This window comes from Capnocytophaga gingivalis ATCC 33624 (assembly GCF_000174755.1).
Taxonomy (GTDB): Bacteria; Bacteroidota; Bacteroidia; order Flavobacteriales; family Flavobacteriaceae; genus Capnocytophaga; species Capnocytophaga gingivalis.
In genome coordinates, this window is the sequence record NZ_ACLQ01000001.1 from 33,221 (window position 1) to 47,432 (window position 14,212).

General features: G+C 41.2%; 13 protein-coding genes. 8 read left to right on the top strand and 5 right to left on the bottom strand.

Going from position 1 to position 14,212, the window contains the following annotated elements; all coding sequences use genetic code 11:
* Positions 1-429: 429 nt before the first annotated feature.
* The 3 genes from CAPGI0001_RS00205 (at position 430) to efp (ending at position 3,159) form a co-directional block, all read left to right on the top strand.
* Positions 430-963 (top strand): hypothetical protein, encoded by a 534-nt coding sequence (locus CAPGI0001_RS00205; protein ID WP_002665463.1) that lies wholly within the window; start codon positions 430-432, stop codon positions 961-963.
* Between the two features lie 210 nt (positions 964-1,173).
* Positions 1,174-2,574, top strand: a complete 1,401-nt coding sequence (gene fumC, locus CAPGI0001_RS00210) for a class II fumarate hydratase (RefSeq protein WP_002665403.1) — start codon at positions 1,174-1,176, stop codon at positions 2,572-2,574.
* 18 nt (positions 2,575-2,592) lie between these two features.
* Complete coding sequence (gene efp / locus CAPGI0001_RS00215) at positions 2,593-3,159, top strand: elongation factor P (RefSeq protein ID WP_002665415.1); 567 nt, start codon at positions 2,593-2,595, stop codon at positions 3,157-3,159.
* 61 nt (positions 3,160-3,220) lie between these two features.
* On the opposite strand, the gene ybeY is transcribed toward efp, so the two are convergent.
* From ybeY to CAPGI0001_RS00230, 3 genes are all read right to left on the bottom strand, one after another.
* Positions 3,221-3,637 (bottom strand): rRNA maturation RNase YbeY, encoded by a 417-nt coding sequence (ybeY, locus tag CAPGI0001_RS00220; protein WP_002665424.1) that lies wholly within the window; start codon positions 3,635-3,637, stop codon positions 3,221-3,223.
* A gap of 61 nt (positions 3,638-3,698) precedes the next feature.
* Positions 3,699-4,739 (bottom strand): glycosyltransferase family 9 protein, encoded by a 1,041-nt coding sequence (locus CAPGI0001_RS00225; protein ID WP_002665391.1) that lies wholly within the window; start codon positions 4,737-4,739, stop codon positions 3,699-3,701.
* Positions 4,740-4,742: 3 nt separating this feature from the next.
* Positions 4,743-5,504 (bottom strand): exodeoxyribonuclease III, encoded by a 762-nt coding sequence (locus CAPGI0001_RS00230; RefSeq protein WP_002665425.1) that lies wholly within the window; start codon positions 5,502-5,504, stop codon positions 4,743-4,745.
* A gap of 139 nt (positions 5,505-5,643) precedes the next feature.
* Here CAPGI0001_RS00230 and CAPGI0001_RS00235 point away from each other — a divergent pair, with 139 nt between their 5' ends.
* Together CAPGI0001_RS00235 and CAPGI0001_RS00240 are read left to right on the top strand one after the other, a co-directional pair.
* Positions 5,644-6,573, top strand: coding sequence for a sulfite exporter TauE/SafE family protein (locus tag CAPGI0001_RS00235; protein WP_002665436.1), 930 nt, complete (start codon positions 5,644-5,646; stop codon positions 6,571-6,573).
* A 20-nt stretch (positions 6,574-6,593) separates the two neighbouring features.
* Positions 6,594-7,541, top strand: a complete 948-nt coding sequence (locus CAPGI0001_RS00240) for a peptidylprolyl isomerase (protein WP_002665439.1) — start codon at positions 6,594-6,596, stop codon at positions 7,539-7,541.
* 107 nt (positions 7,542-7,648) lie between these two features.
* Here CAPGI0001_RS00240 and CAPGI0001_RS00245 read toward each other — a convergent pair whose 3' ends face one another.
* A complete protein-coding gene (locus tag CAPGI0001_RS00245; protein ID WP_002665423.1) occupies positions 7,649-8,353 on the bottom strand; it encodes a ZIP family metal transporter in 705 nt (234 codons plus the stop codon).
* A gap of 120 nt (positions 8,354-8,473) precedes the next feature.
* Here CAPGI0001_RS00245 and CAPGI0001_RS00250 point away from each other — a divergent pair, with 120 nt between their 5' ends.
* The gene (locus CAPGI0001_RS00250; RefSeq protein ID WP_002665446.1) at positions 8,474-9,505 is read left to right on the top strand and encodes a quinone-dependent dihydroorotate dehydrogenase; all 1,032 of its coding nucleotides are present in this window, start codon (positions 8,474-8,476) and stop codon (positions 9,503-9,505) included.
* A 191-nt stretch (positions 9,506-9,696) separates the two neighbouring features.
* Here the strand turns inward: CAPGI0001_RS00250 and purH are convergent, their stop codons facing one another.
* A complete protein-coding gene (purH, locus tag CAPGI0001_RS00255; RefSeq protein ID WP_002665440.1) occupies positions 9,697-11,229 on the bottom strand; it encodes a bifunctional phosphoribosylaminoimidazolecarboxamide formyltransferase/IMP cyclohydrolase in 1,533 nt (510 codons plus the stop codon).
* A 223-nt stretch (positions 11,230-11,452) separates the two neighbouring features.
* Between purH and CAPGI0001_RS00260 the strand changes: the two genes are divergently transcribed.
* On the top strand, positions 11,453-13,648 hold the full coding sequence (locus CAPGI0001_RS00260) for a RelA/SpoT family protein (protein ID WP_002665437.1): 2,196 nt from the start codon (positions 11,453-11,455) through the stop codon (positions 13,646-13,648).
* 18 nt (positions 13,649-13,666) lie between these two features.
* Positions 13,667-14,164, top strand: a complete 498-nt coding sequence (locus CAPGI0001_RS00265; protein ID WP_002665444.1) for a PH domain-containing protein — start codon at positions 13,667-13,669, stop codon at positions 14,162-14,164.
* Positions 14,165-14,212: the final 48 nt, after the last annotated feature.

The window sequence follows — 14,212 nt, forward strand, 5'->3', positions numbered from 1 at the left end:
ACGAAACACGCCAATGGGGAGGAGTAATTCATAATACACTTATATTTAATATTTTAAAATGATAAAAGCAGGTTTAGAAATTTTTTTCACAACGTTTCCATTTTTTATTATTTTTTTATGGTTTTGGATATTCAAATGGAATAAGCATAGTTCTTTTGTGGGGGCTATTATTTATCAGTATTTGCTTATTGCCATTCTATTCTTTTTTGATTCATTACCTATAGAATTTTATCAAGAATTGGAAGGAAATCAGAGTAAACTTGCGGGAGTTTTTCAAGGAGTATTTCATCTACTACTTATCTCTATAGCAAAGATATTCTTATTTATTTCATTGTATAAAAACAAAGAATTTAAGCTTCTTATAATAGATAGTATCTTATTTGTATTATTGATCTTATTTGTCTATCTATATTATTAAAGAAAAATAATATGTACAACGAACTATTGACTATAGAGAATGAAATAGTAACTATTAGTGATGATTTAGATTCAAGTTATCATATAGGTAATTGGGCTATTCCTCCTTCATACTATGAGTTTTGCAAAGAGTTGGGATATGGGCTATTGTTAGAGCTTTTTCTAACTTATATTCCAATGGGGAAAGGGAATCCGTTCTGTGATTCTTTGGAGAATCAAAATATTTATTTGAAAAATATTTTAAAGAAATACCTTGAGACCCCTCTTATGATGCTTAAAAATGCTGATAACTATAATCTGATTGCCAATGCAGAGCCTTTTATGTTTGGCGAGAATGGGGAAATTGTTTTTTGGGATATAAGAGAGTCTAAGGAAGGCGAATATCCCATATATTTAGCAAATTTTCCTGTAGGAGTGTATTATGCTGGTGGGAATTTTAGAGAATTTATCATCAACCTTACGGATAAAGATACCTATAAAAAGATTCTTACTTTTTATGAAGAACCTTTGTTGCCTAAGTTTAGACCTCTGAAAATGGTACAATAGCTAATATGTCAGCTATGTTGAAAAAATCAATTAGGAACTCGAGAGATGGCTTCTCTTAGAAACTCTATAGAGGTAGGGATCGGTTTGAAAAATCTTCGTTTTGCGGAAAAAAAAAATTTGGTAGTCTAAAAAAAAAGATATACTTTTGTACGTGGAAAAGAAAAGTTCTTTTCCCCCAAGTGGAAGAACCATTAAAACTTATATATCAAGATGGAATATCGTATAGAAAAAGACACCATGGGCGAGGTGAAAGTACCCTCTGACAAATTGTGGGGGGCACAAACAGAGCGTTCCCGAAATAATTTTAAGATAGGAGAACCAGCCTCCATGCCCAAGGAGGTAATTTATGGTTTTGCTTATTTGAAGAAAGCTGCTGCGTATGCCAATTGTGAATTGGGAGTGCTTTCTCAGGAAAAGCGTGACCTAATCGCCAAGGTATGTGATGAGATTTTGGAAGGAAAACTTGATGATCAGTTTCCTTTGGTTATCTGGCAGACAGGTTCTGGTACACAATCCAATATGAATGTGAATGAGGTTATTGCCAATCGTGCACAACAGTTGGCAGGAAGAAAGATAGGAGAAGGAGAAAAAGTACTTCAGCCAAATGATGATGTGAACAAATCTCAATCCTCCAATGATACTTTCCCTACAGGCATGCACATAGCAGCTTACAAGATGGTAGTAGAGGTGACCCTTCCAGGCTTGGAGAAACTCCGAGACACCCTACAGAAGAAGTCTGAGGCCTTCAAGGGTGTAGTGAAGATAGGTCGTACTCACCTGATGGATGCTACTCCACTTACCTTGGGGCAGGAGTTTTCAGGATATGTTTCCCAGATAGAACATGGTATCAAAGCCTTGAAGAACACACTGGCACACCTTAGTGAACTGGCCTTAGGGGGTACCGCAGTAGGTACAGGAATCAACACTCCACAAGGATATGATGTATTGGTAGCTAAGTATATAGCACAGTTTACCGGACTACCTTTTGTGACAGCGCAGAACAAGTTTGAAGCCTTGGCGGCACATGATGCCATGGTGGAATCTCACGGAGCGCTCAAGCAGATAGCTGTCTCACTCAATAAGATAGCTAATGATATACGCCTAATGGCTTCAGGTCCTCGCAGTGGTATTGGAGAAATCTTGATTCCTGCCAATGAGCCAGGAAGTTCTATCATGCCAGGGAAGGTAAATCCTACTCAGTGTGAAGCGGTAACCATGGTAGCAGCTCAAGTGATGGGAAATGATGTGGCTATAAGTGTAGGAGCTACTCAAGGGCACTACGAACTGAATGTCTTCAAGCCTGTGATCTGTGCGAACTTCTTACAATCAGCACGCCTTATAGGAGATGCTTGTGTAAGTTTCGAAGAACATTGTGCGTCAGGCATTGAGCCTAATTATACTCGTATCAAAGAGTTGGTGAATAACAGTCTAATGCTTGTGACCGCTCTCAATACCAAGATAGGATATTATAAAGCAGCAGAGATAGCCAATACCGCACACAAAAACGGCACCACGCTCCGCGAAGAAGCTATTCGTTTGGGCTATGTAACCCCTGAAGAGTTTGATGCATGGGTACGTCCAGAGGATATGGTGGGAAGTCTTAAGAAATAAATTAATTATATAAATAGTATGGCAAGTACAGCTGATATTAAGAAAGGATTGTGTATCCGTTTTAATCATGACATTTACAAGATTATTGAATTTCTTCATGTAAAGCCAGGCAAAGGGCCTGCTTTTGTGAGAACCAAGCTCAAGAGTGTAACCACAGGAAAGACTATTGACAATACTTTTTCGGCAGGGCACAAGATAGATGATGTACGTGTAGAGACCCGTTCTTTCCAGTACCTCTATCCAGAAGGAGACGAGTTGGTATTCATGAACGTAGAGGATTTCAATCAGGTACACATTCGTCGTGATATGTTGGATTATCCTGATTTGCTCAAAGAAGGCGAAGTGGTGATGATCATCTTCAATGCTGAGGATGAGACCCCACTTTCGGTAGAAATGCCTGCCAATGTGATACTTACAGTAACCCATGTAGAACCAGGAGTAAAGGGTAATACCGCTACCAATGCTACCAAACCTGCTACTGTGGAGACAGGGGCTACAGTGAATGTACCTTTGTTCATCAACGAAGGAGATCGTATCAAGGTAGAGACAGAAAAAGGTACCTATGTAGAGCGCATGAAGGATTAATTTCCTTCTCTTTCCAAGAAATAAAAAAACCTTTGAGGGGCGAACCACTCAAAGGTTTTTTCTATTTTAGGAAGAGTGCCATTTTCTCCTCTTCCTTTTGGCGCATTTGCTGTGATTGTTCAGGAGTCTTATCCTTATAGCCGCATAAGTGAAGAATACCGTGGGACATCACCCGAAGCAGTTCGGTGGAGAAGTCCACCCCAAATTCTTGGGCATTCTCCCTTACCCGCTCGATAGAGATATAGATATCACTGGCCAGTAGGTTGTCCTTACCATAATCAAAGGTAATAATGTCTGTCAGGGTATCATGCTGGAGATAATCAACATTGATTTTGTGCAGATACTCATCATTACAGAAGATGTAGTTGATATCTCCCTCCTTTTTGCGTTCGGAGGCTATAATAAGCTGAATCCAACGCTGAAAGTCTTCCTCATCATTGGGTAGAGAAAAAGGAAGCTCATAAAAAAAATGTATCATGGAGTAACTTAGATTTTTTTACAGGGACAAAAGTATAAAAAAACAAATAAAATAAGGCAGTTTATTTTTCTAAAATAGAGGTTACTTTGTCTAAAATGTTATGTAAAGAGATGGTTGTTATAGATTTTTCGTATCCTTCGGGATATTTATTACCAAAGACCGAGGTAGGGATTAGGGGGTATTGTTCTCTGTCAGCCATCAGTGTGTAGTCTGAGGGCTGACCATAAGGAGCAAAGCCAGCATAAGGATGCGTTACCCCCCAAAGGGTCAGGGTAGGAACTCCATACATAGCTGCTAAGTGAGCATTGCCACTATCCATAGCAATCATTAAGGAGAGGTGTGCAATAAGCGCAAGTTCCTCCTCAAACGAAAAACGCCCTATCACACATTCCACATTCTCCAGTGTAGGAAGGGTAGCTGTAAGCTCCTTCTCGCGCCTTCCCCCTCCGAAAATAAGGATTTTTCCCTTGGGGTATCTTTGCGAAAGAGATAGGATTACCTCTTTCATCTTCTCAAAAGGATATTCCTTTCCCTTATGAGAGGCAAAAGGAGCAATACCTATATTGAGCGTATTGGATAATAGCTCTTTGAGAGGCTCAGAGAGCACTGGCTTGGGAGCAAAGAAAGGTCTGTCTAAAGCAATAGGAAGGTCTAAAGCCTCAAATACCTTGGCATAGCGCAGGTAGGTAGGGAGTAGGGGAGTGAAGACTTTGTTTTTAGCACGTGTAAGCGCTTTTTTCTCTTTCCTTCCTTTGTCGATCTGCTGAAAAGGAATAGAAGAGAAAGCGAAAAAGCCCCTCAGTATATGTGTTCTTAGCACCCCATGCAGGTCAGCTACCTTGTCAATTCCCAGTGCTTTGAGCTCTCGGAACAGGCGGTACAGTCCCCTGAGCCCCTTATGCCGTCCCTTAGGATCGATAGGGAAGACCTCTGTATTGGGCAGGTGAGCAAAGAGCGGGGCAAAGAGTGGTCGGGTGAGTACCGTGAGCCTAAGCTCAGGATACTGCTGGGTAAGCGCCATCAGTACGGGTACACTGATGGCTACATCTCCCATGGCAGAAAGGCGTATGACCAGTAGATGATTGGTAGGTTTCTTTGCCATAGATTATTGTATTTCTACTAAAATAGGACAATGATCGCTATGCTTTGCTTCGGGGAGAATGGCCGCTCTGAGCAATCGATTTTCTAAGGGCTGAGCTACCAAGCAATAGTCAATACGCCACCCCTTGTTGTTGGCTCGGGCATTGGCACGATAGCTCCACCAAGAATAGTTGTGAGGTTCCTTGTGAAAGAAGCGGAAACTATCGATAAAGCCACTTTTGAGGAAATCGTCCAACCACTTGCGTTCTACTGGAAGAAAGCCCGATACATTAGCATTGCGCACAGGATCATGAATATCGATAGCCTCATGACAGATATTATAATCCCCACAGATGATCAGATTGGGATGAGTCTTTTTGAGTTCGTTGATATAATTTTGAAAATCCGCCATGAATTGTAGTTTGTGATCTAAGCGGTCGATATTGGTTCCTGAAGGTAGGTACAAGCTCATGATGGAGAGATCCCCATAATCAGCCCTTAGGATACGTCCTTCCCTGTCCATATAATCGATACCAGCACCTACTTCTACCTGTGTAGGAGCCGTCTTGGAGAGGATAGCCACGCCACTATATCCTTTTTTTTCAGCGGAATGAAAGTAATGATAGGTATAGCCAATCTCTTCTAAAGCGGGTAGGTCTATTTGACTCTCTAAGGCTTTGATTTCCTGAAGACAGATTACATCAGGGTCAGCTGCTTTGAGCCATTGAGTAAAGCCCTTGCTCATGGCTGCACGGATACCATTTACATTGTAAGAAAATATTTTCATTGCATTGCGAAATAAAGTGCAAAAGTAGTAAAAATAATGGAGAAATGATAGGGATATTTTTCTTTGGAATAAGTGCCGATTAATGAGAAAAAAGTTATACCTTTGCCCCTTGATTTATTATCTACTAATTAATCATTAGATGAAGCATATCAAAGAGGGTGAAGAGCACAATGCCCCACAGGTACATCTGCTCAAGAGACAGAAGCGGAATCGGCTGTTACTGTTTTTTAGCTTTTTACTTCTTATAGGGATAGTATTCTACACCATATATATAAGTGAATCACTTCTTCCGCTGAGAGAGGCCTTGTCACGAGACAATTATATTTTCTATTGGATGATATTGGCCGGATGTGGGGCAGAGATAGTAGCTGGTTCCATGGGCATGGGATACGGGGTGATCTGTGCTACCATATTGCTAATGATGAATATAGATCCACGGGCTATCAGTGGGAGTATCCATGCTTCGGAGACCTTCACCTCGGCAGCGGGGAGCATCAGCCACTTCAAGCTCAAGAACATGGATAAGGAGCTGATCAAGCGGCTATTGGTGCCAGCTATTATAGGAACGGTAGTAGGAGCTTTGTTATTGCTCTATCTGGGAGACGAAGGCAGTCGCTGGGCGAAGTTTACTAAACCCTTTATCGCCGTTTATACAATTGTCTTAGGAGTGAAGATCTTAGCCAATGGATTTAGAGGTAAGGTAGAGAACAAAGAAGTGAAGACTATTCCTTTGGGACTATTTGCCGGCTTTGTTGATGCCTTTACTGGAGGCGGTTGGGGGCCATTGGTTACCAGTTCGTTTATCAAAAACGGACACACCCCCCGCTATGTAATAGGAGTTTCTACCTTTACCAATTTTGCCATTACAGTAGTGAGTACCTTGATTTTTATCACTGTACCCGAGGCGATAAATTGGCGTATTGCCTTAGGGCTTGTCATAGGCGGAGTGCTTACTGCCCCTATATCAGCCTTGATTACCTCCAAGCTCCATACCCGAAAGATATTCTTTATCATAGGCTCCCTTATTATCATCATGGGGCTTACTACCATTTATAAAGCTATTTTCTAAATCAAAACACCCATTTACTTATGGATATAACAAAATTAGAAGAAGGGATTTACGCACAAATCCATACGGCTAAGGGAGATATACTCCTACGCCTTACTTATGAGAAAACCCCTGCTACAGTGGCCAACTTTGTCGCCTTGGCAGAAGGGAAAATGAAAAATAGTGCCAAACCTATAGGAGTACCTTTCTATGATGGGTTAAAATTTCACCGAGTGATTGCAGACTTCATGATTCAGGGAGGATGCCCTCAAGGAACAGGGACAGGCACGCCAGGATACCGCTTTGATGACGAATTCCATCCAGACCTCAAGCATGACCGCCCAGGGATACTCTCCATGGCCAATGCTGGAGCTAACACCAATGGAAGTCAGTTCTTCATCACCCATCGTCCTACTCCTCATTTGGACAACAAACATACCGTATTTGGCTATGTAGTAGAAGGACAGAAAGTAGTAGATACCATCTCCCAGAATGACAAGATAGAGTCTGTAAAGATTATCCGCGTAGGTAAGAAGGCAGAAGAGTGGGATGCTTTAGCTGCTTTTGAGAAGTTCAATGCCGAAAAGCAAGCCCGTATAGAGGCCGAAAAGCGCAAACAACAAGAGGCCTTGGCACAGCTTACAGAAGGATTCGAGAAAACTGCTTCTGGACTTTACTATAAAATCACAGAAAAAGGCAATGGGAAAAAGCCTAAGAAAGGTGATCAGGTAGCGGTACACTATACAGGGATGCTTCTGGATGGAAAGGTATTTGACTCCTCCCTATACCGAGGACAACCACTTAACTTTGCAGTAGGTATAGGCCAAGTGATAGAGGGGTGGGACGAAGGAATACTTCTTCTGAATGAGGGAGATAAGGCACGCCTTGTGATTCCTTCCGACCTTGCTTATGGCTCTCAAGGAGCAGGAGGGGTGATTCCTCCTAATGCTGCTCTTGTTTTCGATGTAGAGCTGGTCAGAGTCTTATAGAGTGAAGAATGAAGAGTGAAGAATGAAGAGTGAAGAGAGAAGAATGAAGAGAGAAAAGTGAAGAGAGTGAAGAATTACAAGGGGTAATTCTTCACTCTTTGTTCTTACTATAGGGTGAATGCTAAGGCAAATCCTAATATGATTACGCCCAATTTCTGATAGTTGAACTTATGACCTTCGGCTGTTTCAAAGAGGATAACCGAAGAGATATGTAAGAAAATCCCTATGACAATAGCACTCATCTGGGTGTGATAAGCTACCAACTGAGGGACAGTATTGGCTAAGAAAGCCCCTATAGGAGTCATCAAGGAGAACAGGAATAGGAAAATAATTGTTTTTTTGATACCTATGCCAGAATCCAAGAAGAAGATAGTCAGCACCATAGCGATAGGCAGGTGGTGGATAAAGATTCCATATACCATATTGCTATGTGCATGTAGGGGGAATCCTTCCAAAATGGAATGAATGCTTAAGCTAACAAAGAGTCCCCAAGGAAATTGTTTTCTGAGCCCCTTGGCAGGAGAATGGAAATGTCCATGCTCTGCCCCATGAGAGAAAAATTCCAAGACGATCTGAAGGAGGATTCCTATAATAATCCAAAGTCCTATATTCTTAATATCCTCATGAGAATGCTCTCCTTCCAATAGGCTATGGTACACCTCAGGAATAAGGGTGAAGACTGTCATGCCTAATAAAAAGGCGCCACTGAAAGCCAAAAGCAGCTTGATACGATTTTTGTTATTGGGTTTGAGCCAAAGAACTATGCAAGTTCCTATGATGATAGAAAGAAAAGGGAGTAGGTAATTTCTCATTTTCAATAGCTTAAAAAAGCAATTCTTAGAAAGTGCAAAGATAATTCATTTGTAGCAAAAAAGAAACAAAAAAGCGGATAAAATTCAACTAAAAGTTGTATATTTGCAAGAAAAATCGTCATGTACAAAAGCATCATACGCCCTTTGTTATTCCTCTTTGATCCAGAGAAGGTACATCAGTTCACCTTCCGCTGGCTTAAGTTTGTCAATAAGATTCCTTTTATTCCTGCTTTACTTCGAGCACGTTATAGATTGAAAGACAAGCGCTTGGAAAGGGAAGTTTTTGGAATAAAATTTCCTAATCCTGTAGGCTTAGCTGCTGGACTGGATAAGAATGCGGAGCTTTTTTCAGAACTTTCTTCTTTGGGATTTGGTTTTATAGAGATAGGTACTGTCACTCCTAAGCCCCAACCAGGGAATCCTCCTAAGCGTCTTTTCCGTTTGGTAGAAGATGAAGGAATCATCAACCGAATGGGGTTCAATAATGAAGGAGTAGAAGCAATAGTTGCTCGCTTAAAGAAGAATAAGAATGTTATTATAGGAGGGAATATAGGAAAGAATAAATGGACAGAGAATGACAAAGCGCATGAGGATTATCTGTATTGTTTTGAGCACTTAGCTCCCTATGTGGATTATTTTGTAGTAAATGTCAGTTCTCCTAATACGCCCAATCTTCGCTCTTTGCAAGAAAAAGAACCATTACAAAAACTCCTGACTCTCTTGCAGGAAGCCAATGGGAAACTTCCCAAATCTAAACCTATACTACTGAAGATAGCCCCCGACCTTACCGATGAGCAGCTGATGGATATTATTGATATAGTGGAGCAGACACGTATAGCAGGGGTGATTGCGACCAATACTACCATAACAAGAGAGGGACTTACTTCTGAAAAAAAGGTGGAGACAGGCGGACTCAGTGGAAGACCCCTCACCCAACGCTCTACAGAGGTCATACGTTTTCTGGCAGAAAAGAGTCAGCACCGCTTTCCTATTATTGGGGTAGGAGGGATACACACTCCAGAGGATGCATTGGAAAAACTTCGTGCAGGAGCTTCTTTGGTACAGATTTTTACAGGTTTTATCTATGAAGGGCCTTCACTGATAAAACGGATTAATAAGGCAATAATAAAGAGAATGAAGAGTGAAGAATGAAGAGTGAAGAATGAAGAGTGAAGAATGAAGAGTGAAGAGTGAAGAGTGAAGAACGAAAAGTGAAGAACGAAAAGCAAGCTGCGCTGACAAATGGATAAAAGCTACATGAGTGAAGATGTCAGCCAGATAAATAAAAGAAGAGTGAAGAATTACAAAGAGGGTAATTCTTCACTCTTTATTTTACCTAAAAATCAGTGTTTGAAATGTCGGATGCCGGTCATCACCATAGCTACTTGGTGTTCGTTGCAATAGTCTATACTCAGGTTGTCCTTGATGGAGCCACCGGGTTGTATAACAGACGTGATACCAGCCTTATGAGCAATCTCCACACAGTCAGGGAAGGGGAAGAAGGCATCACTGGCCATGGCAGCCCCTTGTAAAGAGAAGTTGAATTCCTTAGCCTTTTCAATAGCCTGTTTTAGCGCATCTACACGGCTGGTTTGTCCAGTACCAGAAGCTAATAGCTGTTTGTTCTTGACAAGAACAATGGTATTGGACTTGGTATGTTTGCATATCTTAGAAGCAAAAAGCAAGTCCTCCAAGGCAAGCTCATCAGGGTGTTTTTCAGTTACAAAGGTAATATCCGCAAGAGTATCTGTCTTTAGATCTTTGTCTTGCCATAAGTAGCCATTCAGGCAAGAGCGCAAAGAGGTAGTAGGTAAGGAAGTTTCTTTCTGTTGTAAGAGGATACGATTTTTCTTACTTTCTAATATAGTTAAAGCCTCAGGGGCATAGCCTGGTGCGATGACCACCTCGCAGAATAAAGGGTTAATGGCTTCAGCTGTATCTTTGTCGATAGGGCGATTGGCGATGAGGATGCCTCCGAAAGCCGATACAGGATCACAAGCAAGAGCTCTATTATAAGCTTCTAATAACGTAGGGCGGGAAGCTATACCGCAAGTATTGTTATGCTTGAGGATAGCAAAGGTAGGCGCTTGGTCAGCAAACTCACTCATGAGGTTCACTGCTGCATCTACATCTAAGAGGTTATTATAAGAGAGTTCCTTGCCGTGGAGCTTGGTGAAGAGCGCTTCAAAGTCGCCAAAGAAGATACCCTTTTGGTGAGGATTTTCGCCATAGCGAAGCACCTGAGCTTCGTCCTGACTTACTCTGAGCAGTTGGGTCGTATTGTCACTATTGAAGTAGTTGAATATAGCAGTATCATACCTGGAAGAAGTAGCAAAAGCACGGAGGGCGAAGGATTTTCTTTCAGAGAGAGAGGTTTCCCCATTGGCTTCTGTAAGGATTTGTAGCAGTGCAGGGTATTCCTCCTTGGAGGATACACAGAGTGTGTCATTGAAGTTTTTCGCAGCAGCACGGATGAGAGAGATTCCTCCAATATCGATTTTTTCGATAATATCCTGCTGAGAAGCTCCACTGGCTACTGTTTGCTCAAAAGGATAGAGGTCAACTATCACTAAGTCAATCTGAGGAATCTGATAAGAAGCCATCTGCTCTTGATCCGTAGGGTTATCCTGTCGGTTAAGGATACCGCCAAAAATCTTAGGATGGAGTGTTTTGACCCTTCCCCCAAGAATAGAGGGATACTGAGTGATATCCTCGACAGGGATTACAGGCACTCCTAAGGATTTGATAAAGGATTCAGTACCTCCAGTAGAGTATAGAGAGATACCCAACTGATTCATTTTTCGGATGATAGGTTCCAGACCGTCTTTGCTAAATACAGAAACTAAAGCCGAATGAATGCGTTTTTTTTGTTCCATGGTGTGTTATAATATATGATTGATAACAAGGTACAAAAATAAAGATTTTTTTGGAAAACGCCAAACCTTTTTTAATGATTAATGAATAATGATCAATGAATAATGATCAATGAATAATGATCAATGAATAATGATCAATGAATAATGAATGATGATTTTTTGTTAAAAATCTTGTTTTATAAAAAAGAAAAACGTAATATAGCCCTTGCTTTAAAATGATTATATGGAAACAGAATACTATACCGCAGAGGAGAGTAAGGAAATAGCCAAGCGATATAAAGATTTGCTTAGGGAGAGCTACCAAACACTGAGTGAGGAAGACAAACGCCTGATCCGCAAGGCGTTCGATGTGGCTGTGGATGCCCATAAGGAACAGCGACGCAAGAGTGGAGAGCCCTACATCTATCACCCAATAGCCGTGGCTAAGATAGTAGCCTATGATATAGGTTTGGATGCAGTCTCCATTGCTTCGGCATTGCTACACGATGTGGTGGAAGATACACCTATTACTATAGAAGAGATTGCACAGCAGTTTGGAGATACCATTGCTAAAATAGTCAAAGGACTTACCAAAATATCGGATCTGAGCCGAGATACCGATGTGTCCTTTCAGGCAGAGAACTTTAGAAAAATGCTCCTAACTCTCAATGATGACGTACGGGTGATCCTTATCAAGATAGCCGACCGCTTGCACAATATGCAGACCATGGATGCTATGCCTACCTATAAGCAGCAAAAGATAGCTTCCGAAACCCTCTTTATCTATGCACCACTGGCACACCGTATAGGTCTATACAATATTAAGACCGAGCTGGAAGACCTGGGTCTGAAGTATACCGAACCAGAGCAATATTACGCCATACTGAGCAAGATAGAAGAATCCAAAGAAGAGCAACTTCAATATATAAAAGAATTCTCCGATACGGTGAAAGCCGCCTTGGACAAGGAAAAGATAGACTACTATATCAAGGGACGGCCTAAGTCCATCTATTCTATTTATAAGAAGATGACTTCCAAGAAGATACCTTTCGAGGAAGTGTATGACAAGTTTGCCATACGTATCATCTATAAGAGTAGCGATGAGGAAGAAAAGTTCTTGGCATGGAAGATTTATTCCATCGTAACCGACTATTTTCGTCCCAACCCCACACGCCTTAGGGACTGGCTTTCCTCCCCTAAGAGTACTGGCTACGAAGCCCTACATATCACAGTGGTAGGTCCTAAGAACAGATGGGTAGAAGTACAAATACGAAGTGATCGTATGCATGAAATAGCCGAAAAGGGGTATGCAGCACACTTCAAGTACAAGCATGGACAGCAGAAGGAACGAGGTATAGAACAGTGGCTCAACAGGCTACAGGAAGTCTTGGAAGACAGTGAAGCCAACGCGGTAGAGTTTGTCCAAGAGTTCAAAATGAATCTCTATGCGGATGAGATCTTTGTTTTCACCCCTAATGGAGAGATAAAATCATTGCCTAAGGGAGCTACTCCGCTAGATTTTGCTTTTTGTATCCACACTCAGGTAGGTATGCATACACGTGGGGCAAAGGTCAATGGAAAGCTCGTCCCACTGAACTATAAACTTAGGAGTGGAGAACAAGTAGAGATCATTACAGCGGAGAATGCTACGCCTAATTCGAATTGGCTCGATTATGCTACCACTAGTAAGGCTATAGCCAAAATCAAGAGTGCACTAAAAGAGAACCGTAAGAAGATAGCCGAAGAAGGTAAGGAAATCCTCCGCAGAAAACTCAAGCAGCTCAAAATAAATCTGGATGAGAAAGTAACCAATGATATGGTAACTTACTTCAAGACCAAGACAAGCCAAGATATCTTTTATCAGATGGCTACAGGAGAGATCAATAACCAGATGCTTAAGAACTTTGTAGCCAGCCGAAGCACTACTTCAGCTTTCTTCAACTTCTTCCGTAAGAAGCCTACTACCTATGTAGCTCCAGAGAAAAAAGACCAATACGATATGATTGTCTTTGGGAAAGATGAGCAAGTACTGGATTATACTTTTTCCAAATGTTGTACCCCTATCCCAGGGGATGAGATCTTTGGCTATATAGCGGTGAATGGAGGTAGTATCAAGGTACATAAAAAGGATTGCCCCAATGCGCTCTCTATGTTCTCAAATTATGCCTATAGAATAACTCCTGCTAAGTGGGTAAAATCCACCGAACGCGAGTATGAAACTACTATTAAGATTATAGGAGTGGATAGAAAAGGATTGGCAGCCGAGATTACTAATCATATTACCCATAAGGGATTGGGAATGAATAATATACAGCTCATGAGTCAAGGAGGAATCTTTGAGGGAGAGATTACCCTTTTGGTATCGAATACCGAGGCGCTGAACTCGCTTTTGGATAGCCTAAGAAAGCTCAATGGAGTAGAGAAAGTGTTCAGAGAATAGTATAAAAAATTACAAAAAATGGAACAAAAGATCAATGTACATTGGAGTTGGTTTACAAGAATTGTTACTATTTTAGTAAGTCTTGTTTTTGCAAGAATAATATGGGAGGAGTTTAAGGATTTTCAAGCAAATTCTCTTAATCGTGGAGTTTTGCTATATGTGATTTTCTTTATCCTCATTTCTGTAGTATTTGCGATCAATGCTCCTATTTCGGTAAGACTGACTCCCCAATATTTTGAACTAAGAAAGTTAGTTGGGCGAATAAGGATAGAGTATACAGCTATTACCCACGTAGTGCGTTACAAACCTTCTTTTTGGGATATGAGAGTTTTTGGTTCAGGAGGTTTTTTTGGTTATATAGGCTTCTTTCAAGGGGACAAGATAGGTCGCTATAGTGGTTTTTTTGCAGATAAAAACCAGGCTTTTTTGATACGAACTAAGCGAGGTAAACTCTATGTATTCAGTACCGAGGCGCCTGATAGGACTGTAGAGGAGTTGAAGAAGAGGATTCAATAAAAAAAGGGAGAGACTGATTAAAGTCTTTCCCTTTTTTCTTTTATAAAA